Here is a 21,410-nt window from a genome sequence, read left to right as displayed (position 1 = left end):
GTCAAGTAATCAGGTAGTGCAAAACGGCGTCCGGCGCCCGCTGCCTCGTTTCCCCTAGTCATGAGAGGGCATTTTTTGTCTACATCGAACGCGTTGATCAGTGCAAAAGCCGCCACCGGCATCGAAGGGTTGGACGATATCCTGGCCGGTGGTTTGTCCCGCAGTCACGTTTTCTTGCTGGAGGGCGAGCCTGGAACCGGTAAAACCACAGTCGCGTTGCATTTCTTGCTGGCCGGCGCCCGTGCCGGCGAACGTTCGTTGTACATCACGCTGTCCGAAACCGAGCGCGAGTTGCGTCAGGGCGCGGCATCCCACGGTTGGGAGCTGAACGAAAATATCGAGATTTTCGAGCTGACTCCCCCGGAAAGCCTGCTCAACGCCGAGCATCATCAGAGCCTGCTCTACTCCTCCGACCTTGAACTGGGCGAGGCGACCAAACAGATTTTCGAAGTGGTCGAGCGCTTCAAACCCACCCGGGTCGTGCTGGACAGCCTCTCGGAAATTCGCCTGCTGGCGCAAAGCTCGCTGCGCTACCGTCGACAGATCCTGGCGATCAAGCATTACTTCGTGCGTTACGACGCCACGGTACTGCTGCTGGATGACCTGACCACCGAATCCCTCGACAAAACCGTTCACAGTGTCGCCCACGGCGTCATCCGCCTTGAAGAACTGACCCCCAACTATGGCGCTGAACGTCGTCGCGTGCGGGTGATCAAGTACCGTGGCCAGAAATACCGTGGCGGCTTCCACGACTTCACCATCATGGGCGATGGCGTGCACGTCTTCCCGCGTCTGGTGGCGGCGGAGCACCGCGGCGATTACCCACGGCTGCAACTGTCCAGCGGCATCCAGGAAATGGACGCCTTGCTCGGTGGCGGTATCGAAACCGGGTCCAGCACGCTGATTCTCGGACCGGCGGGCACGGGCAAATCCTTGATCGCGATGATTTTCGCGGCGGCGGCCGTGGCTCGTGGTGAAAAGGCTGCGCTGTTCATTTTTGACGAAGAGCTGGGCTTGCTGTTCGAGCGCATGAACAACATCGGCATTGACCTCAAGGCTTTGCAGGCCACCGGCAATCTGCTGATCGAACAGGTGGACGCCGCCGAATTGTCCCCCGGCGAGTTCTCTCACCGGGTGCGACGCTGCGTCGATGAAGGTGACATCAAGACCGTGGTGATCGACAGCATCAACGGCTATCAGGCCGCGATGCCGGAGGAAAACGCCTTGGTGCTGCACATGCATGAACTGTTGCTGTACCTGAACCGCAAGGGCGCCGCGACGTTCATGACCGTCGCCCAGCATGGGCTGGTGGGCGACATGCAGGCACCGGTCGACATTACCTACCTCGCCGACACGGTGATTCTGCTCCGCTATTTCGAAGCCCTCGGCAAGGTTCGCCGGGCAATTTCGATTATCAAGAAACGTACCGGCAGCCACGAATCAACCATTCGCGAGTACCGTATTTCCAAGCGGGGCATGACCATCGGTGAACCGCTGGACGCCTTCCAGGGCGTACTGCGCGGCGTGCCCACCTACCTCGGCGCAAGCAACCCGCTGCTTAAGGATGAAAACTTGTGACCGTCACCGTGCCGCTGTCGGAACGAGCACTGATCCTTGCGCCCCAGGGGCGCGACAGCCAGGTGGCGCTGATGATCCTCAACGAGGCCGGCTACGGTGGTCTGATCACGCCCGATCTGGCTACGCTCTGTGCCGAACTTGAACCCGGCGCCGGGTTACTGCTAATCGCCGCCGAGGCCCTGCGTGGCCCGGAGCTGGAATCCCTGCTGTCATATCTCGATCAACAGCCCGCCTGGTCAGACCTGCCCATTGTGCTACTGACACACCATGGCGGCTCAGGACAGGGCCCCTCGTCGCAGCTCAGCAAGTTGTTGGGCAACGTGACGTTTCTCGAGCGCCCTTTCCATCCGGTGACCTTGGTCAGCCTGATCTCCACGGCCCTGCGAGGGCGACGACGACAATACGAGGCCCGCGATCGCCTGATCGATCTGAGCAATAGCGAGCGGCGTCTGCAATCAACCCTCGAAACCCTTGAGCAACAAGTCGAGGAACGCACGGCGCAACTGCGGCACAACGAAGAAGCTCTTCGTCAGTCACAAAAGATGGAAGCGGTCGGTCAACTCACCGGCGGTATCGCCCACGACTTCAACAACATGTTGACCGGCATCATCGGCAGTCTCGAACTGCTGCGTCGGCGACTGGCTCGTGGCCGTCTTGACGACCTCGACAGCCTGATCGATCTCGGGGTGACTTCGGCCAACCGCGCCGCCGGCCTGACCCATCGTCTGCTGGCGTTTTCCCGTCGCCAATCGCTGGATTCCAAAGCCGTACAGATGAACGATCTGGTGCAATCGATGGGTGAACTGCTGCAGCGCAGCCTCAACGAAAGCGTTCAGCTGGACATGCGCCTGCATAAAGAATTGTGGGTGGCCGAGGCGGATCCGAATCAACTGGAAAGCGCCCTGCTCAACCTGGTGATCAACGCGCGTGATGCGATGCCCGATGGCGGCAACCTGGTGGTCGAGACCGGCAATCAGGTGCTTGAGCGGGATTTCACCGACGCTTACAGCAACCTGGAACCCGGCGATTATGTCGTTTTGAGCGTGACGGACAACGGCTGTGGCATGCCCGAAAGTGTGATCAATCGCGCGTTCGACCCGTTTTTCACCACCAAGCCGATCGGCCAGGGTACCGGCCTGGGCCTGTCGATGATCTACGGTTTCAGCAAGCAATCCGGCGGACATGTCTCGATCGACAGCAAAATCGACGAGGGCACTACCGTCAGACTCTATCTTCCGCGCTTCAAGGGCGAATCATTGCCTCACGCGCCAGCGCATTCGGAGCAGGCGCCCGACGCCGTGGAAGGCGAAACCGTCTTGATCGTCGAAGACGACCCGGCCGTGCGCGTGCTGGTCAGCGCGGTATTGAGTGAATTGGGTTACAGGTTTGTCGAGGCCGGCGACGCTGACGGTGCCATGCCGATTCTGGATTCGGAACAACGCATCGATCTGCTGATCAGTGACGTCGGCCTGCCCGGCATGAACGGACGTCAATTGGCTGAAATCGGCCGGCAATACCGGCCAGACTTGAAGGTCCTGTTCATCACCGGTTATGCCGAGCACGCTGCGGTGCGCGGCGGGTTCCTCGACTCCGGCATGCAGATGATCACCAAACCGTTCACCTTCGATCTGCTGACGGCGAAGGTACGGGAAATGATCAAGAGCTGAGGCGCTTCACGCCTCAGGCCAGCAGTTCCTGAATCTTCTCCTGCAACACATCCAGATCGAACGGTTTTTCCAGGATCGGCGCCCGGCGAGTGATGGGGCTGCCGGTCTCGCGGATTTCCTGCGGATAGCCGCTGATGAAGATCACTTTCAGATCCGGGCGCAATTTGACAGCAGGCTCGGCGATCTGCACGCCCGAGATGCCGCCCGGCAAACGAAAATCGGTAATCAACATGTCCAGATGCGGCTTGCTCGCCAGAATCTCGAACGCCTGCTCGCCGTTTTCGGCCTGCAATACGCGATAGCCCTGGCCTGACAGATAGTCTGTCAGGACCATCAGGATCACCGGTTCGTCCTCGACGACGAGTACTACATCTTGTGCATCTACGCTCATGGGAAGCCTTTGTTCGGTCAATAGCTGCTGATACGACCGTGTGGTCACTCAGAGGTTGCGTTTGTTTCGCCGTTTTCCTGGAGCGGCAGACAAACGCGAAACAGGGCGCCCTCGTTGATCTTGCTTTCGACGACGATGGAGCCGCCATGGGCGGCGACGATCTGCTCGGAAATGAACAGACCCAGCCCGAGGCCGGCCACCACCGTCTTGGCGGAAACCCGTTCGAACTGTTGAAAAATGCGTTTCTGGTTCTCCTCGCTGATGCCGATGCCCTGATCCTGAACTTCGACCCGGGCTTCGTTGCCTTGGCGATAGACCCGTACCTGGATCGGGCTTTTGCCGCCGTAACGCAAGGCGTTGGTCAGCAGGTTCGACACGACCTGCTCGATGCGAAACTCGTCCCAATTCCCTTCCACCGGCTCAGCCGCTGTGAAGCTGACTTCCGTCTCGGCAGCTTCAATCTGCTGGGCGAAGTTTTGCAACACATTGCCTACCAATTGCGCGAGATTGAAACGAGTCGGTCGGATCGACAGCTTGCCTGTGCGGATCCGCGACACGTCGAGCATGTCTTCAATCAAGCGAATCAGGCTTTTGATCTGACGTTCGTCACGGTCCACCATCGCGTGCATCTTGTCGAGGGTGAACGCCGCCGCGTTGTCGCGGGCCAGGTGCATCTTGCGCAACTGGGTTTCGAGGATAAGGCCGTTGAGCGGTGTGCGCACTTCATGGGCAACGATCGACATGAAATCGTCGCGCATGCGCACTGCCTGCTCCAGTTCGCCCTGGGTGCGCTGCAGTTGCTGCAGCAGCGCTTCCTGTTCGCGACGACTTTGCTCGAGGGCTTCGACCTGTTGCTTCATCGCCTTGCTCTGGCGGTACAGGTCGACGAAGACGTTGACCTTGCTCTTCACCGCATGGATATCCAGCGGCTTGTGCAGGAAGTCCACCGCGCCGCTTTCATAGCCCTTGAACGCGTAATTGAGTTCACGGCCGGCGGCGCTGACGAAGATGATCGGGATGTTCTTGGTTTTCTCGGTGCCGCGCATCAGTTCGGCCAACTCAAAACCGTTCATGCCGGGCATCTGTACGTCGAGAATGGCCATGGCGAATTCGTGTTGCAGCAGCAGCGACAGCGCTTCGTCCGCCGACAACGCTTTGTAGACGGTGCGGTCCTCGCGTTTGATCAGCGCTTCGAGGGCCAACAGGTTCTCGGGCAGATCGTCGACGATCAGCAGTTTTGCCTGGATATTACTCAGCATGCGATTCGTTCCAGCTCGACAAGCAGACGGCCGATGCCGTGTATGGGAAGGATGTAATCCGGTTGGTGCGTTTTCAGCGCCGCGCGAGGCATGGTGGCGACTTGCGCCTCTTCAGGGTCCTGCACGATGGTCAGCCCGCCCTGAGATTTGACTTGTGCCAGCCCCCGTGCGCCATCGTGGTTGGCGCCCGTCAGCAACACCGCCGCCAGCGCTGGCCCGTAAACATCGGCAGCGGACTCGAACAGGAAATCGATCGAAGGGCGCGAATGGTGCAAGCGGTCTTCAAGGCTCAGTGACAGGCTGCGATCCTGCTCCACCGACAGGTGATAACCCGGCGTGGCGAAGTACACCGTGCCGGGCGTGATGTCCTGTTTGTCGATGGCTTCGGCGACCGGCAGCGCCAGCCGCCGGGCAAACACCTCGGCAAGCTGGCTGCGACGCTCTTCCGGCAAATGCAGCACGATGATGATCGGTAACGCGAACCCGGCCCGCAGCGAGCCGAGCAAGGTCAGCAAGGCCTCGACGCCACCGGCGGAAGCTCCGACCACAATCGCCTCGACCCGAGGCAAATCCGCTGTACTGATCATGATTTGCGATAGATCCGCTCTTGTTTCACCAACGGTTCGAACTGGTTGGAATAGCTGGAAAAGTCCAGGGTTTCCTTGCTGCCCAACACCAGAAAACCGCGATGGCACAACGACTCATGGAACAATCCAAACGCTCGATCCTGAAGTTTTTTGTTGAAGTAAATCAACACGTTACGACACGAAATTAATTGAGTTTCGGAGAATACACTATCGGTCGCCAAACTGTGATCGGCGAAGGTCACGTTCTCGCACAGACTCTTGTCGAAAATCGCGTAGCCATAGGCTGCAGTGTAGTAGTCGGCAAACGAGTGCTGGCCGCCCGCCTGCTGATAATTGGCGGTGTACGCACGCACATTCTCCATCGAAAAAATCCCTTGCTTGGCCTTTTCCAGCGAGCGCGGGTTGATGTCGGTGGCGTAGATGATCGTGCGGTCGAGCAGGCCTTCCTCGCGCAGCAGAATCGCCATCGAGTAGACCTCCTCGCCGGTACTGCAACCGGCGATCCAGATCTTGATCGACGGATAGGTCTTGAGCAGGGGCACCACCTCCTGACGGATCGCCAGGAAGTGCGACGGATCGCGGAACATCTCGCTGACCGGAATCGTCAGCAGTTGCAGCAACTGCATGAACGCCGTCGGGTCGTGCAGGACTTTCTCCTGCAAGGCCGAGATGGTCGCGCATTCGAACTGGCTCAATGCGTGCTGCACGCGGCGCTTGATCGACGCGCCGGAGTAATCGCGAAAATCGTAGCTGTACTTGAGATAAATCGCCTCGATCAGCAATCGCAGTTCGATTTCACTGTTCCGTTCAACGGGATGACTACGTTCCACTAAATGCGTTCCATCTTGGGTAACCACACGCGAATCAGCGAGAACAGGCGATCCAGGTCGATGGGCTTGGCCAAATAATCATTGGCGCCCGCCTGCAGGCAGCGCTCCTGATCGTCCTTCATGGCCTTGGCCGTCACCGCGATGATCGGCAGCTTGCGCCAGCGCGGATCCTTGCGGATTTCCATGGTGGCTTCATAACCATCCATTTCCGGCATCATCACGTCCATCAGCACCAGGTCGATGTCCTCGACTTCATTCAGTTTTTCAATCGCTTCACGACCGTTACGGCCGATCACCACGACTGCACCCTTGGTTTCCAGCGCACTGGTCAGGGCGAAGATGTTGCGTACATCGTCGTCCACCAGCAGCACTTTACGGCCTTCGAAGACCTTGTCGCGGCTGCGGGCGGTCTTGAGCATCTTCTGCCGTTCATGGGACAACTGCGATTCGACTTTGTGCAGAAAGAGTGTGACCTCGTCCAGCAGACGCTCTGGCGAGCGGGCGCCCTTGATGATGATCGAACGCGAATACTTGCGCAGTTCGGCCTCTTCGTCGCGGGTCAGGTTACGCCCGGTATAGACGATGACCGGCGGGAACGAGCAGATGTCCTCGGTGGACATACGCTTGAGCAGATCATTGCCGAGCATGTCCGGCAGCTTCAGGTCGATGACCATGCAGTCGAAGATCGTCGTGCGAAGCAGTTCCAGCGCGTCCTGAGCCAGGCCCACGGCGGTGATTTCGATGTCGTCGTCGCCAATCAGGCGGGCGATGCTTTCCCGTTGCAGATCATCGTCCTCGACCAGCAGCACGCGTTTGACCTTCTGGGTCAGCTTCGCTTCAAGACGGGCGAACACGTCCTTGAGCTCTTCGCGGGTGGTCGGTTTCACCGCGTAACCGATGGCACCCATGTGCATCGCCGCTTCGACGCGGTCCTCCACGGAAATCACGTGCACCGGGATATGCCGGGTTTCGGCGTGTTCTTTCAGGCGTTGCAAAACGGTCAGGCCCGAGTGATCCGGCAGGCGCATGTCCAGCAGGATCGCGTCCGGCACGAACTCTTTCGCCAGGTCATAACCTTCATCGGCACCGTGGGCGACCAGGCACTGATAACCCAGTTCATGGGCCAGGTCGTAGAGGATATGGGCGAAATTCGCTTCGTCCTCCACCACCAGAATGCAGCGGCTATTGAACGGCGCTTTATCGCGGTCATCGTTGAAGCGCGGAATCTCGACAGAGGCCAGCGGCGAAACCACTACAGCGGAGGCCATGACCGGAGCTGCTGCTGGCGGGCTGAACGTCAGCGGCGCGACAGGCGCGTCGCCCGGTTCGCGGTAGTGCTGCGGCAGCACCAGGGTGAAGACACTGCCCTGCCCCGGCGTACTGCTGACGCTGATCGAGCCGCCCAACAACGTCGCCAGATCCCGGGAAATCGACAGGCCCAAGCCAGTGCCGCCGTATTTGCGGTTGGTGGTGCCGTCCGCCTGGCGGAAAGCTTCGAAAATGCTTTCCTGTTGATCCGCCGCGATCCCGATCCCCGAGTCGCGCACGATAAAGGCGATGCGATCGTCTGGCTGGCCGGCGATGGTCAGGCTGACTGCGCCGTTTTCGGTAAATTTCACCGCGTTGGAAAGCAGGTTCTTGATCACCTGTTCCAGACGCTGGCGGTCGGTGAACAACGTACTCGGCGCATCGGGTTGCAACTGGACACTGAATGCGAGTTGCTTGTCTGCCGCCAGCGGTTCGAACATCCCGCGCAAGCCATCGGCCAGACGTGCCACGCTGGTGTTTTCCGGCACCACTTCGAGTTTGCCGGCTTCCACCTTGGAAATGTCGAGAATGTCGTTGATCAGGTTGAGCAGATCGTTACCGGCGGAATAGATCGATTCGGCAAACTTGACCTGTTCGGCACTGAGGTTTTCCTGCGGATTTTCCGCCAACAGCTTGGCCAGGATCAGCGAGCTGTTCAGCGGCGTGCGCAGTTCATGGGACATGTTGGCCAGGAACTCGGACTTGTATTTGCTTGAACGCTGCAATTCCTCGGCACGTTCTTCGAGCTGCACTTGGGCCTGATTGAGCTCATTGTTCTTCTGATCCATGGCGTCACGCTGCTCGGCCAGGGTCTTGGCCTGTTCGGCCAGTTGCTCGTTGGTCTGCTCCAGCTCCACTTGCTGGGTTTCCAGATGCGCCTGGGACTCCTTGAGAATCCGCGACTGTTCTTCCAACTCTTCGTTGGCGGTTTTCAGCTCTTCCTGCTGCACCTGCAACTCTTCGTTGAGTTGCTGGGTTTCGGCCAGCACTTCCTGCAAACGCTGACGGTATCGCGCCGCTTCTATAGACGTGCCGATATTGCCGGCGATCAGTTCCAGCAACGCCACATCACGGTCGGTGAGTGGACGCAGGAAACCCAGCTCGATCACGCCGTTGACCCGGTCGTCATCGCTGGTCGGCACCACCAGAACGCTGTGCGGGAGACCTTCGCCGAGGCCGGAACTGACCTTGAAGTAGTCGGAGGGCACCGAGTCGAGACGAATCAGCCGAGCCTGCTGGGCGACCTGCCCGACCAGACCTTCTTCGCTGTAGATCGATTGATTCTGTTGTTCCTGTTCGCGGGAGAAACCGTAAGTCGCCACGCGTTTGAGGCCGCCATGTTCCTCGCGCACATACAACGCGGCCACGGCGCTGCCCAGATACTGGGCGCAGAACTGCAGGATATTGCGCCCCAACAGATTGACCGTCAGTTGCCCCAGCACTTGTTCGGCGAGCTGGGTCTGGCCGTTGCGCAACCAGGCTTGCTGTTCCAGACGTTTTGCACTGGCCTCTTGCGCCGCCAGGGTCGCGGCATAGCTTTGCGACAGATTGAGCAAATCGCGCCTGCCGACATAGGCCAGCAGACCGCTGATGCCCGCCACGAACAGCAGATAAAGACTGATGCTCCAGACCGTTGTGCGGCGCACGTCTTCGTTACGGGAGGCACGCAGCAACTGTTCGGTTTCAATCACATCTTCAAACTGCTTACGTATCTCGTCGGTCAGGCGCTTGCCCTTCCCCGCTTTGACCGCCGACTTGTAATCGCCACTGGCGCGTTGCAGATCGATCATCGACTGCGCGTAATTCGCCCACTCGATTTGCAGCGCCTGAAGACGGCGCAGGCGGTCGGTCTGAGCCGGATTGTCCGCAGTCAGTTCGAGCAAGGTATTCAAAGCCACAGCGATGCGAGGCTTGGCCGTCTCGTACGGATCGAGGAAATGCTCGTCGCCGCTGAGCAGATACCCGCGCATGCCCGTTTCCAGGTCCACCGTGAGTTTCACTGCTTCGTTGGCGTTATTGATCACCCGGTCGGTGTGCTCCACCCACTGGATAACCGACAACAAATAAGTGATCAGCGAAACGAAGAACACGGCACTGATGACGCCGACGCCCAACGGCAGACTGACGTTGCGGCTCAGTAGTTTGCGAAACCGTTGCTCATCAACCGAAGACGGAGAGGACATGTGGCAGCCTTGTCGAACTGTTGAAAACCAGAGAGTTTGCCCCAAAAAGGCGGTATGGATCCATTTTTCTCACTGCTTTAGTACTGTTTTCCTACATTTGCCTACGCCGAATCGCAGGCCAACAGGTATCCTTGCCCGCCCGTTTGCGCCTATTCTTTTTTGTATCCACTCGGGAACTTGTGGCCATGCGCCACTTACTCATGCAAGAGCCCGGCATTTTTGATCGACCGGCGCCCCACCCCATTCTTGAGAGCCGCCATTATGTCCATTACCACGCCCACCATTCTTGTAGTAGAAGACGACTCCATCGTGCGCATGCTGATCGTCGACGTGCTGGAGGAATTGGAGTTCGGGGTTCTGGAGGCCGATGGCAGCGAACAGGCGCTGGAAATCCTCAAGGATTTGAATCAGCACATCGACCTGATGATGACCGACGTCGGCTTGCCCATCATGGATGGCCGTCAACTGGCTACCGAAGCCCGCACACTGCGCCCGACTCTGCCCATCCTGTTCGCCAGCGGTTACGCAGAGACGATTGAAGCGCCTGCGGACATGCACGTGATCGGCAAACCGTTTTCAATCGATCAGTTACGAGACAAAGTCAAAGCCGTACTTGAGTGTTCCTGAAAGTTTCAACTTCCATTCCCGAACTATTCAAAGGGCGGATCCCGGGTCTGCCCTGACCAACTTTGAAACCAACTACAACTGTTCATCAGCCGCAGAACAAAACTATTCTGCGGCCGTTCCGTAGTTGTGTTTTTTACGCACCACAAACTTTTGCATAACTGCCGAGGACAACTAATTCAGAATATAAACCAAGGATAAATTGCTTATGCAACTTGCACAGGGCACAAGCCTGCTGGATATAGACGACGCTGCATTCGATTTCGGGAATGTTGCCTCGCGTCGAAAGCTTGATCAAACAGAAAAATCCAGCATTGCTTCAAGCCTCTCTACCCTTGCAGGAAAACGCCCGGACACTGAACTCATCGACTTGCGCGACACCACGGTGCCCCGTTTATCCGGCACGACGTTTGATAATGCCCTGGAATTTGCCCGCGTCGCTTTGTCAAAGATGCTTGAAACCGAGGACTTTGCTTTCCTTGCGCAGAAACATTCCCTGCCTGATGACACTGTTGTCTGTATTGATGAGCAGGCCAGGCTCAGGGTCCTGATCAAGGATGGATGGGTTGATATCACCAACGACTCCGCCATTAGCAGCGACTTGCTCAATGACATCCTGATGTTGGGGGACTGCGCGGTAAAAACCGGCGGGTGTGTTTTTTCCGGAGAGTTTTTTGCAGTCGAACAGTGGCTTCGCTTTCATGAATACACCCTGCCCGGCAATGTTGAACAAGTGCGTAATCTGGTTGAGTTTCTTCAGTTCGAAATTCCGCAAAGCCCGGATACAGCCGATTTTTATCAATTGCTGGGGGAACCCGTCGACTCGCCTTTTCACCTGTCGGCAGAGGCACGCAAAACCATCACGCTGGTCACTGACGAACTCACGCAAGGTCAGTCCAGTCTGTTGAAGTTCATTGCCACGGAAGATCTGCGCCAGGTGCCTGAAGTTAGTCGGCGCGAACGCGCGGCCGACTACCTGGAACGCTTTCTCGATTCGCCGAAAGCCAGGATGCTGGGTGAAGTTCTGCATCAGCGGCTGCAATGGCACCTGGAACAAGCTGACCGGGAAGTGGCGAAACGACAAATCAAATGTCTGGCAGCCACCGCGTTGATTCTCGATCTGAAAGTCGATGTCGAACGGCATGCGAAAACAATCGCCGGGTTTGCTCTGTATCAACCGGACAATGCGTTGAGGACCCCTTCGCAGGTGGTGCAGGCATTTGAAAAACAACTGATCGTCGAAACGCAGCTGGAACCTGAATTGGGGCCTTTGGCCGCACACCTGTTGCTGGCAGGAGCGGCACCCCAGTTCCTCGTTCAGCAAATGCCCGTCGAATTGACGATCGGCAAGCCTGGCTGGGTCATTCTGTCCCAGGCGGTCGCACTGATTGAGCTCGCCGCGCCCGGCGCTTCGCGTCTGATGACCTACGCCCGGGTGAAGGCATTTTCTGAACTGGCGCCCGTCAGTAGCGCTCAACGTGCGATGCACGAACTGGCAACCATCACACCGGTTATCCAGTGGGCAATGCTCAACGGTGTCTTGCCTGCGACGACCGAAAATGAATATGACGTAGATGCCTTCATCATCGCCGCCAACCGTTTCAGCGAATATGCCGAAGCATTGAATGAAGTCGAAACAGGTATTTCGGTTGTTCCGCCTGATCGACGGGAGTTGGCACTGCAAGCGCTGAAACGCGTTTTGCCGGCAGGCGATTATCTTGAACAACGAGTATTCAAAGCCAGGTTCGACCCGTCATTGGGTGAACGCAATATTCTGGAGTGGCTACTGCTTTATCATCCTGTCAGCCTGAGTAATGCAAACGGCGAACATTCAAAAATAGAGAGACTCCGTGTTTCCATCCTCGACCTCTACCTGTCAGGTGATCTGGTCGTTGACGGCAAGTTGACGGACAAGTTCATAACCACCGAGGCATTCAATCCCCCCGCTAACGCCTTCTCACGGCTCGGCGAACTGGAACCAGTCGACTCGCTGTTCGACGAGGTTTTTGAGCAATACCATCAAACTTTGCAGAAGAGCCTCCAGTCCATCATCAAAATGACAGTGTCAAACTTGCCCAAACGTGACAGGACAATGCTGGCCAATGGTTTCATCACGTTATATACCGTTCGAAAGTCGGTAAACACGCTCAATCCATTTGAAGAAACCCAACGCCATCGCAATGCTGCCAAGGGGCGTTACGGCATTATTCTGGGCTGCCAAAACGGTAAGGCATTCCATTGTTATGAACTGTTCTCTCTCAGGGGACTTTGTCGCGAGCGTCCGGAGCTGGCCGACATGTTGCGTTCCACCGGGGTTGTGTATGAAGAGCCTTCACTGTCCTACAAAGGCGCGGACACGGACTTTCAGCCCAAAAAACCCGAGCGCCAATGGCCTCTTGACCTCGATGCCTATCTCAATGGCAGCGAGCCGAAACACGGTGTGAAGTCTGGCGCGGTCGTGGAAAAGCTTTGGCATTTCACCTTGACGTCCGAGGCAGTGCATCCGGTCCCGCTTTTCTTTTCCGCAGCCTTCCAATCCTTGGCGCAGGGGGTACTGGGCAATCACCCGGTGGCCACTCGTGACGAACTGTATTCATCGTTGTACGCAAAGACCGAACTGCAGCAAATACGCGCCGAAAATGATCAGGTGAATGAAGCCATCATCAATGTCATCGTGCCTTTCAAGAAATGTGTAGAGGACCTGCGATCCGGTGACGCGTCTCAAGTAACCGAGGGCATCGGCGGCTGCATTCTCGACGGTCTGGCGTTGCTGGGACTGGTTGTCGGCTTCGGTGCCACGATTGCCGGCATCGCTGGCAAGACCACCTCGACGACCGCCAAGGCTCTGAGCATTGCCAAGGCAGGGGCGCATTTTTCGGTGTCCATTTTCAACCCGCTGGACGGGTTGCCGACGTTGGCTGTGCAAGGTGGGCGCCTGGCCAAAAAGGGCGTGCTGCTTCTGAGCAAATACGGGCTGAACACTCTGGAAACCGCCACCGGCCAGTTGCGCAAACTGACTGGAAGCGCGCAATCCTACGATCTGGTCAAGGCTGCGCAGAAATCAGACCTGTTTCAGGGTACCTGGAAGGCTGCGAACAATCCGGGGGATGCGGTCAGTCTGTTGGCACTTCAGCGAAACAGTGACTGGTATGCACTGAATCACAGGGTTGGCGGTGCCTGGGGACCCAAGTTGAGAAACCTTAAAGCCTCGCCCTTGGCGCCGCTTCGCCGACTCTTCGGTCGCTCGAAACCCTTCAGTTATACCCGGGCCTATGTGAAAAGAGCCCTGCCGACAGCCAAATCAAAACTCGATAATGCTGTTCTGATGCTCCTGGATAACGACAACGCTGACATGCGCGCGGTGCTCAAGCACGTCTTTGGCAATGATTCCGATGAAGTACTCAGGCATGTGAAAGCCAATTTGCACAACATGCGCAACGATCTGGATTACGTCACGCTTGCCAACATGTCGTTCAAAAAAGGCTCGGAAGCCAACGCTGCGTTGCGGCCGCCGGTTTACAGGCGTTGGAAGGCCAGCGTACTCGACGGCTCGTACTTGAAAAACCCTCCGGAGCGATTTCTGGTGATCTACCCCGACGGACTGGACGACTATTACCGTATGGCCAAATACGACGATGGCCGGATTGGAGATGTGTTGGTTCATGAAATGGCTCACGGCGCGCCGGACACACTGGACTTGTATTACGGGCAATTGAAACAGGCCGGCGCCGGGCCTGCCGATATGGACGTGGCCGGATTGCTGGATTTCGCCAAGGATGCTCACAAGGCGCACCCTAAAAACCTTTCCAATCCGCATTTCCGGGCCACTCATGATGAGGGCTTCGAGTTGTTGGGGCTTATTGAAAATACGCTGCCGTCGCTCGTTAAAAAGCATCCGGCATTGCTCAACGCCGATTCCTACTCACTGGCGGTATCAATGCTCGATCAGGCACGGACACACCGGGAAACGTTCTTGCTCAATCTCGCTCGCATTCAGAACGGCTTGAAAAACACCAACAGGCTCGGCTTCATCGACGGCTCGGTGCGACTCAAGCTGAGCAAGGCACCGATCTGATAAAAAGCGGATTGGCAGGCGCGCGCATTGTGTTCTAATTCGCGCGCCTTTTTTTGTCCCTTTGTCCCAGGAATCGTTACTCATGAGTCAGCCCGCAACCAAAGTCCTCGTCATTGGTTACGTCTGGCCGGAACCTCGCTCCTCCGCCGCGAGCGGGCATGTGATGCAGATTCTCGAGACGTTCCTGCGACAAGGCTGGCAAGTTACCTTTGCCAGCCCGGCCGGTACCGGTGAGCACCGTGCCGATCTGACTGCGCTGGGCATTCACGAAGTACCGATCGAACTGAACAACAGCAGTTTCGATGTGTTTATCAGTGAACTGGCCCCGGACATCGTGTTGTTCGACCAGTTCATGATCGAAGAACAGTTCGGTTGGCGAGTGGAGAAACACTGCCCCGATGCCTTGCGCGTTCTGGAAACGTCGGACCTGCAGAGCCTGCGGCATGCTCGACACCAGCGCTTGAAAGATCGACTGAAGCTCAGCGACGACGCCAACGATTTCCAGGAACTGTTTGCCCCGGCGCTCGCCGAAGAGTTCGAACTGATGGCCGAAACCGATCTGGCCAAGCGCGAGATCGCCGCGCTTTATCGTTGCGATCTGAACCTGATGATCTCGCCAGTGGAAATCGAGTTGCTGGTGCAACAGTTCAAGCTGCCACCGGACTTGTTGCACTGGTGTCCGTTGATGGTCGAACCACTCGGTACACCGTCAAAACCCTTCGAGGAGCGCGCGCACTTCCTCAGTATCGGCAATTTCCGTCACGCCCCGAACTGGGACGCCGTTCTGTGGCTGAAGACGACAGTCTGGCCGCTGATTCGCGAGCAACTGCCCAAGGCACAATTACATGTCTACGGCGCGTATACGCCGCCAAAGGCAACAGCGCTGCACAATGCGTCCCAGGGTTTTCAAATCATGAACTGGGCGGAGGATGCATTGCAGGTCATGTCCGATGCCCGGATTTGCCTGGCCCCCCCTGCGTTTCGGCGCCGGCATCAAGGGCAAGCTGATCGATGCCATGCTCTGCGGAACGCCCAGCGTGACGACGCCGATCGGTGCTGAGGGTATGCACACGGATCATCTCTGGCCAGGAGCCGTGACGCAGTCGGCGCGGGCGTTCGCCGATGCAGCGGTTCAGCTGTACAAGGACGAGGGGCTGTGGCAAACCGCTCAAACTCAAGGCAGCACGCTATTGCGTGATCGCTATCAACAATCGATTCATGGTCCCGCCCTTATTGAGAAAATAGAATATTGCCGTGAACATCTCGCGCAACTCAGAAAAAACAACTTCACTGGCAGCATGCTGCGTCATCACGCACACAAGAGTACTCAATACATGGCGCAGTGGATCGAAGCAAAAAACCGGAACAAATGAGATGACGGACAACTATAAAAACAATCACCAACAACTTGCATCAATCCACCAATAGCCATTAAAAAAGTTAAACGCTATAAACATCCTGCAAGCGCCATTCAAATAAAAACTTGAATTGCCAACAACTCTTTAAATCACGCAGGATGCATAAATGAGCAACAATAACTGGATGGGCTCAACGCCCGCCATTGATACACTGACAATCGCTGAACTGACATTGCCCGGCACCCACAACGCAGGCAGTGACTGGCGCGCCGACTACCCGCTCTACCCGTCTCGCCATTGGCTGGTATGTCAGCACGATACCTTTTACGCCCAACTGCACCATGGTTCCAGAGCGCTGGATATTCGCCTGAGCTATGAAGCCAGTGCCGAAGGTCCAAAAAAATTCATCCTTCACCATAATGGTTTTCGGAACTCTCGGACATTAGGGCAACTGATCAACGACGTAGAACTTTTTCTGCAAAAAAACCCAGACGAATTCATTGTTCTTGATTTTCACAAACTTGATGGCAAAGACTTTGACCACGACTACTTCAATAAAATAATGAGCAGTTTTCTCGGGCATCGACTTATCCCACGCTGGAACGCGGCTCTGAGCCTGCGAGAGCTGAAGCGCGCCAGCACGCAACAGCGAGTGTTTGCCGCCGGTCCAGGCATAGAACTTGATCACACGATATTCCACGAGTATGTAAGCCATAAGTGGTCAGGCACCGATACGACTTCGCCTGACGAGCTGAGGGCGTTCATCGGTAGTGTCATGCAGAATCCACCGGGCTCCTGGCGTCCCTGGTCGTTGTCCGCCACCAGTTATACCTACCTGGGCGGTCCCGTCGACATCCATGACCAGTTGAACGAATGGTTCGATCTGGACAAAAGTGACTGGGCATTGAAGTGCAATATCATCAATGTCGACTTCATCGAAGAGTCGGACCTGGTAGAGATTTGCCGGATTGCCAACCTGATGAAAGCCCGGGAAAGGGCGCTCTGAGCGGCAATGGAAACTGGCGCAACCGACGAGGAACGAGGCATGATCACCGGGCGATAACAATAAAAGCGCTCTGCCATGACCCGAACAGCCCGCGTGACTGACCCTTCTTATGAGCTGATGGATGACCACAACGGGTTGTCCATCATCTATCGCCAGCACGGTTTCCCCTGCCCGCTGGTGCGCTGGCATTTTCACAAGGAGTACGAACTGCACTTGATCGTCGCCAGTTCGGGCAAGGTGTTCATCGGCGACTACATCGGCAACTTCTATCCGCAGACCCTGTTCCTGACCGGCCCGAATCTGCCGCATAACTGGATCAGCCAAGTGGCCGAGGATGAAGTGGTCGAGAAGCGCGACATGCTGGTCAACTTCACCGATGAACTGTTCGAAAGCGGCCATCAGGTATTCGCCGAACTCAAGACCCTGGCGCCGCTGCTCGAGCGTGCGCAATACGGCATCGAATTCCGCTCCCCGCAGACAATTCGTCAGGCCATGACCCTGATGCAACGCATCGCCGATTCAACCGGCATCACCCGTCTCGGGCACTTTTTCATCCTGATGGAATTGCTGGCGGCCTGCGACGACTACCAACTGCTGTCCGGCGCAACCACCCCGCAACTGGCCGACGAGCACAACATCGACCGCACCAACCGCGCGGTGGATTACATCTTCGCCCACTACGCCCGCGAACTACCCCTTGAGGAAGTCGCCGAGCACCTGGGCATGAAACCCACCTATTTCAGCCGCGTGTTCAAGCAGGCGACCGGGCGCAACTTCATCGAATTCGTCAATCGCCTGCGCATCAGTAAATCCTGCGAGTTGCTGGCTGATGGCGACAAGCCGGTGACCGAAGTGTGCTTCGAGTCGGGCTTCAATAATATTTCCAATTTCAATCGGCGCTTTCAGCAACTCAAAGGCATGACGCCTTCGCATTACCGGCGGCTGGTGGTACAGCGCCTGACCGAGCAAAACCACGGCTGAGCAGGAAAATCTGTACGGTTTCGCGCCCATCGCCCTGCTGAAACGCCCTTCCCTGCGTTTATCGCGCCAATCCAGAGTGCAAAAAAGTATCGATTCGAGTGCTAGGGATGATTTGTCAGCCCTGCGCCAGAAGGCTGTAATCAGTGCACATTCTTCCCCCGCCGGAAGAACACAAAAACAATAACTGTCCTTCTGCCCCCGCCGGGTGCAGAAAAGGAGTGCACGATGCAACCCACTGCAAAAGCTCTGCTGGCCCTCACCTGCATGACCCTCAGCAGCGTCAGCCTTGGCGCCCAGACCCTGACCATTGCCACCGTCAACAACAGCGACATGATCCGCATGCAAAAGCTCTCGAAAACCTTCGAGACCGAGCATCCGGACATCAAGCTCAATTGGGTGGTGCTGGAGGAAAACGTCCTGCGTCAACGCCTGACCACCGATATCGCCACTCAGGGCGGTCAGTTCGACGTGTTGACCATCGGCATGTACGAAGCCGCACTCTGGGGGGCCAAAGGTTGGCTGGAGCCGATGAAGGATCTGCCGGCCAGCTACGCCCTCGACGATGTGTTTCCGTCGGTGCGCGAAGGCCTGTCAGTCAAGGGTTCGCTGTACGCCCTGCCGTTCTACGCCGAAAGCTCGATCACCTATTACCGCACCGACCTGTTCAAGGACGCCGGCCTGACCATGCCGGAGCGCCCGACCTGGGAACAGATCGCCGGCTTCGCCGAAAAGCTCACCCACAAGGACAACGAGCAGTACGGCATCTGCTTGCGTGGCAAGGCTGGTTGGGGGGAAAACATGGCGCTGATCACCACCGTGGCCAACGCCTATGGCGCGCGCTGGTTCGATGAGCAATGGAAACCGGAATTCAGCGGTCCGGAATGGAAAAACGCGCTGAACTTCTACGTCGACACCATGAAGAAATCCGGCCCGCCGGGCGCCTCCAGCAACGGTTTCAACGAGAACCTCGCCCTGTTCAACAGCGGCAAATGCGCGATCTGGGTCGATGCCAGCGTCGCCGGCTCGTTCGTCACCGACAAGACCCAAAGCAAGGTCGCCGATCACGTCGGCTTCACCTACGCGCCGCATCAGGTCACCGACAAAGGCTCGGCCTGGTTGTACTCGTGGGCGCTGGCGATTCCGACCAGCTCCAAGGCCAAGGACGCCGCTAAAGAGTTCAGCGCCTGGGCCACTTCCAAGGAATATGGCGAACTGGTCGCCAAGACCGACGGCATCGCCAACGTACCGCCGGGCACTCGCGCCTCGACCTACAGCGACGCTTACATGAGCGCCGCACCGTTTGCCAAGGTCACGCTGGAATCACTGAAAGCGGCCGACCCGAGCAAACCGACCCTCAAACCGGTGCCGTACATCGGCATTCAACTGGTGACCATTCCCGAGTTTCAGGGGATCGGCACACAGGTCGGCAAGCTGTTCTCCGCCGCACTGATCGGCCAGACCACGGTCGACCAGGCGCTTACCGCCGCCCAGCAAACCACCGAACGCGAGATGAAGCGCGCGGGTTATCCGAAGTAACTCGCCACTAAACCTGTGGGAGCTGGCTTGCCAGCGATTAGCGATATAACGGCCGACAGCAATGTTGACTGTGCTGGCCCCCATCGCTGGCAAGTCGAATCGTCGCACCGCAGCTCCCACAGGGATCGCGTCAATGTCAGGAAGGTTTTCTCTCCTGAACATGTACCTGCACCCAAACGGTTGTGATCACCATGAATACTTCAACTGCCAAAGCCCACATCGACCTGTCGCAGCCCCGGCGCAAAAGCCGCGTGGCCAATCCCGGCTGGTTTCTGGTCAGCCCTTCGGTGGCCCTGTTGCTGCTGTGGATGATCGTGCCGCTGGGCATGACCGTCTATTTCTCGATGATCCGCTACAACTTGCTTGACCCGGGCACCAACGAATTCGTCGGGCTGGAAAACTTCACCTACTTCCTGACCGACTCCGGCTTCATGCCCGGCGCCACCAACACCTTGTTGCTGGTGGGCAGTGTGCTGCTGATCAGCGTGGTGTTCGGCGTATTGATCAGTGCGCTGCTGGAGGCCAGCGAGTTCTTCGGTCGCGGCATCGTGCGGGTGATGCTGATTTCGCCGTTCTTCATCATGCCCACGGTCGGAGCGCTGATCTGGAAGAACCTGATTTTCCACCCGGTGTCCGGGATTCTGGCCTACATCTGGAAACTGTTCGGCGCGCAACCGGTGGACTGGCTCGCTCACTACCCGCTGCTGTCGATCATCATCATTGTGTCGTGGCAATGGCTGCCCTTCGCGATCCTGATCCTGATGACCGCCATGCAGTCCCTCGACCAGGAACAGAAAGAAGCCGCCCGCCTCGACGGCGCCGGCCCGATCGCGATCTTCTGGCACCTGACCCTGCCGCACCTGGCACGGCCGATTGCGGTGGTGGTGATGATTGAAACCATCTTTCTGCTGTCAGTGTTCGCGGAAATTTTCACCACCACCAACGGCGGCCCCGGCTACGCGTCGACCAACCTCGCCTACCTGATCTACAACCAGGCGCTGGTGCAGTTCGACGTCGGCATGGCCTCGGCCGGCGGCCTGATCGCCGTGGTCATCGCCAACATCGCCGCGATCATTCTGGTGCGGATGATCGGCAAAAACCTGACTGACAAAGCCTGAGGCCTGCCATGACTCTTCAACAATCCCGCCGGCTGCAAAGCCTGCTGCTCGGCACGCTGGCCTGGGCCATCGCGATCATCATTTTCTTCCCGATCTTCTGGATGGTGCTGACCAGTTTCAAGACCGAAATCGACGCCTTCGCCACACCGCCGCAGTTCATCTTCACGCCGACGCTGGAGAACTACCTGCACATCAACGAGCGCAGCGACTACTTCAGTTTCGCCTGGAACTCAGTGGTGATTTCCTTCAGTGCCACCGCCCTGTGCCTGCTGATCGCGGTGCCGGCAGCCTACTCGATGGCGTTCTACGAAACCCAGCGCACCAAAGGCACGCTGCTGTGGATGCTCTCCACCAAGATGCTGCCGCCGGTGGGTGTGCTGATGCCGATCTACCTGCTGGCCAAGAGTTTCGGCCTGCTTGACACGCGCATCGCGCTGATCGTGATCTACACGCTGATCAACCTGCCGATCGTGGTCTGGATGGTTTACACCTACTTCAAGGACATCCCCAAAGACATCCTCGAAGCCGCCCGCCTCGACGGCGCCACCCTCGCCCAGGAAATGCTCCGCGTGCTGCTACCGATCGCCAAGGGCGGCCTGGCTTCGACCGTGCTGCTGTCGCTGATCCTGTGCTGGAACGAGGCGTTCTGGTCGTTGAACCTGACCTCGTCCAAAGCCGCGCCGCTGACCGCGCTGATCGCCTCCTACTCAAGCCCCGAAGGCTTGTTCTGGGCCAAGTTGTCGGCCGTCTCGACCCTCGCCTGCGCGCCGATCCTGATCTTTGGCTGGATCAGCCAGAAACAACTGGTGCGCGGTCTGTCGTTCGGCGCCGTGAAATAAATGCCCCTGTGGGAGCGAGCTTGCTCGCGATTGCGATGGTTCAGTCAGCATCGATGTTGAATGTCATGCC

The 21,410-nt window shown here is 57.5% G+C and carries 14 protein-coding genes and 1 pseudogene; 10 read left to right on the top strand and 5 right to left on the bottom strand.

The genetic code is table 11. The annotated features are described in order from the left end of the window. Positions 1-75 precede the first annotated feature (75 nt). Positions 76-1,578 (top strand): ATPase domain-containing protein, encoded by a 1,503-nt coding sequence (locus ACTJK7_RS00075; RefSeq protein WP_064381707.1) that lies wholly within the window; start codon positions 76-78, stop codon positions 1,576-1,578. Beyond that, positions 1,575-3,245, top strand: coding sequence for an ATP-binding protein (locus ACTJK7_RS00070; RefSeq protein ID WP_323151742.1), 1,671 nt, complete (start codon positions 1,575-1,577; stop codon positions 3,243-3,245). Before ACTJK7_RS00075 ends, ACTJK7_RS00070 begins: the two co-directional genes overlap by 4 nt. Positions 3,246-3,258: 13 nt before the next feature. Here the strand turns inward: ACTJK7_RS00070 and ACTJK7_RS00065 are convergent, their stop codons facing one another. From ACTJK7_RS00065 to ACTJK7_RS00045, 5 genes are read right to left on the bottom strand one after another with little or no spacing between them, the layout of a single operon-like run. Then, on the bottom strand, positions 3,259-3,636 hold the full coding sequence (locus tag ACTJK7_RS00065) for a response regulator (RefSeq protein WP_007954537.1): 378 nt from the start codon (positions 3,634-3,636) through the stop codon (positions 3,259-3,261). A gap of 44 nt (positions 3,637-3,680) precedes the next feature. Continuing rightward, positions 3,681-4,895 (bottom strand): hybrid sensor histidine kinase/response regulator, encoded by a 1,215-nt coding sequence (locus ACTJK7_RS00060; RefSeq protein WP_323151743.1) that lies wholly within the window; start codon positions 4,893-4,895, stop codon positions 3,681-3,683. Continuing rightward, complete coding sequence (locus ACTJK7_RS00055; RefSeq protein ID WP_197868151.1) at positions 4,889-5,482, bottom strand: chemotaxis protein CheB; 594 nt, start codon at positions 5,480-5,482, stop codon at positions 4,889-4,891. Before ACTJK7_RS00055 ends, ACTJK7_RS00060 begins: the two co-directional genes overlap by 7 nt. Further along, positions 5,479-6,312, bottom strand: coding sequence for a CheR family methyltransferase (locus ACTJK7_RS00050; RefSeq protein WP_064381715.1), 834 nt, complete (start codon positions 6,310-6,312; stop codon positions 5,479-5,481). The genes ACTJK7_RS00055 and ACTJK7_RS00050 overlap by 4 nt, the downstream gene beginning before the upstream one ends. Further along, complete coding sequence (locus ACTJK7_RS00045) at positions 6,312-9,803, bottom strand: response regulator (RefSeq protein WP_064381716.1); 3,492 nt, start codon at positions 9,801-9,803, stop codon at positions 6,312-6,314. The genes ACTJK7_RS00050 and ACTJK7_RS00045 overlap by 1 nt, the downstream gene beginning before the upstream one ends. Before the next feature lie 261 nt (positions 9,804-10,064). Between ACTJK7_RS00045 and ACTJK7_RS00040 the strand changes: the two genes are divergently transcribed. From ACTJK7_RS00040 to ACTJK7_RS00005, 8 genes and pseudogenes are all read left to right on the top strand, one after another. Further along, positions 10,065-10,430 carry a response regulator gene (locus tag ACTJK7_RS00040; protein ID WP_085654080.1) on the top strand — a complete coding sequence of 122 codons (366 nt, stop codon included), beginning with the start codon at positions 10,065-10,067 and terminating at the stop codon, positions 10,428-10,430. 205 nt (positions 10,431-10,635) lie between these two features. After that, entirely contained in the window at positions 10,636-14,502 is a 3,867-nt protein-coding gene (locus ACTJK7_RS00035; RefSeq protein WP_159085214.1) for a hypothetical protein, read from the top strand. An 82-nt stretch (positions 14,503-14,584) separates the two neighbouring features. After that, a pseudogene (locus tag ACTJK7_RS00030) lies at positions 14,585-15,875 on the top strand (glycosyltransferase). Between the two features lie 151 nt (positions 15,876-16,026). Then, positions 16,027-16,866, top strand: coding sequence for a phospholipase (locus ACTJK7_RS00025; RefSeq protein WP_108561861.1), 840 nt, complete (start codon positions 16,027-16,029; stop codon positions 16,864-16,866). Between the two features lie 75 nt (positions 16,867-16,941). After that, the gene (locus ACTJK7_RS00020; protein ID WP_011334055.1) at positions 16,942-17,847 is read left to right on the top strand and encodes an AraC family transcriptional regulator; all 906 of its coding nucleotides are present in this window, start codon (positions 16,942-16,944) and stop codon (positions 17,845-17,847) included. Between the two features lie 225 nt (positions 17,848-18,072). Next, positions 18,073-19,383 carry an ABC transporter substrate-binding protein gene (locus ACTJK7_RS00015; RefSeq protein WP_108561859.1) on the top strand — a complete coding sequence of 437 codons (1,311 nt, stop codon included), beginning with the start codon at positions 18,073-18,075 and terminating at the stop codon, positions 19,381-19,383. Positions 19,384-19,574: 191 nt separating this feature from the next. Beyond that, positions 19,575-20,501 (top strand): carbohydrate ABC transporter permease, encoded by a 927-nt coding sequence (locus ACTJK7_RS00010; RefSeq protein WP_039768250.1) that lies wholly within the window; start codon positions 19,575-19,577, stop codon positions 20,499-20,501. An 8-nt stretch (positions 20,502-20,509) separates the two neighbouring features. Further along, a complete protein-coding gene (locus ACTJK7_RS00005; protein WP_007957423.1) occupies positions 20,510-21,340 on the top strand; it encodes a carbohydrate ABC transporter permease in 831 nt (276 codons plus the stop codon). The last annotated feature ends 70 nt before the right edge of the window (positions 21,341-21,410 follow it).

Origin of the sequence: Pseudomonas sp. 22085 (genome assembly GCF_052045815.1) — a bacterium.
Classification (GTDB): Bacteria; Pseudomonadota; Gammaproteobacteria; order Pseudomonadales; family Pseudomonadaceae; genus Aquipseudomonas; species Aquipseudomonas glycinae.
Note: the sequence above shows the minus strand (reverse complement) of the source record. Positions and strands in the feature narration are given on the sequence as shown.